Raw genomic sequence first — 982 nt, 5'->3', positions numbered from 1 at the left:
ACACCTGCCGTGTCGCCCGCGCCCCACGACCCTACATTGCCGCCGCGAGCCCCATGAGCGCTGATAAACCGGAAACCGACCAGCACATGCCACTGGTCTCGCACCTCACCGAGTTGCGCACCCGCCTGCTGCGCTGTGTCGCGGCGATCTTCATCATCTTTGCCGGGCTGTTTGCCTTCACCCAGCAGATCTACACCTTCGTCTCCACGCCGCTGCGCAATTACCTGCCGGCCGGCGCGACAATGATCGCCACCGACGTGTCGTCACCGTTCCTCACGCCGTTGAAGCTGACGATGATGGTTTCGCTGTTCCTGGCGATCCCGGTGATCCTGCATCAGATCTGGGGCTTTATCGCGCCGGGCCTGTACAAGCATGAAAAACGCATCGCCGTGCCGCTGCTGGTGTCGAGCATCCTGCTGTTCTATACCGGGATGGCTTTTGCCTACTTCCTGGTGTTCCCGCTGATCTTCAAGTTCTTCGCCGCCGCCACCCCGGCCGGTGTGGAAATGATGACCGACATCACCAGCTACCTCGACTTCGTGATGACGCTGTTCTTCGCCTTCGGCGTGGCCTTCGAAATCCCGGTGGCCGTGGTGCTGCTGGTATGGATCGGCGTGGTCGACGTCAAATACCTGAAGAAGATCCGCCCCTACGTGATCATCGGCTGCTTCGTGGTCGGCATGATCCTGACCCCGCCGGACATCTTCTCCCAGACCCTGCTGGCCGTACCCATGTGGATGCTGTTCGAGATTGGCATCCTGTTTGGCAGCCTGGTGAGCAAGCGTGGCGATCACCCCGATGACCAACCCGCCGATGACGACCAGCCGCCAGCGACCCAGCCGTGAACCTGCTGCTGCTTGAGGAGGCCGACTTTATCGCGGCCGACCGGGTGGTGCTGCGTGATCGGCGCCTGGTGCATATGCAGGAAGTCCACCGTGCCGCCGTAGGCGACAGCCTGCGGGTCGGACGGATTGGCGGCTTG

Annotated in this window: 1 protein-coding gene and 1 pseudogene; both read left to right on the top strand. The window is 62.2% G+C overall.

Going from position 1 to position 982, the window contains the following annotated elements:
• Nucleotides 1–53: 53 nt before the first annotated feature.
• Nucleotides 54–845 (top strand): twin-arginine translocase subunit TatC, encoded by a 792-nt coding sequence (gene tatC, locus HX846_RS33385; RefSeq protein ID WP_003209295.1) that lies wholly within the window; start codon nucleotides 54–56, stop codon nucleotides 843–845.
• Nucleotides 842–982: pseudogene (locus HX846_RS33380) on the top strand (16S rRNA (uracil(1498)-N(3))-methyltransferase); the annotation flags it as partial. The gene tatC and the pseudogene HX846_RS33380, both read left to right, overlap by 4 nt.

Origin of the sequence: Pseudomonas sp. K5002, assembly GCF_013386655.1 — a bacterium.
In the GTDB taxonomy this organism is placed as follows: Bacteria; Pseudomonadota; Gammaproteobacteria; order Pseudomonadales; family Pseudomonadaceae; genus Aquipseudomonas.
This window is presented reverse-complemented; position numbering and strand designations above follow the sequence as displayed.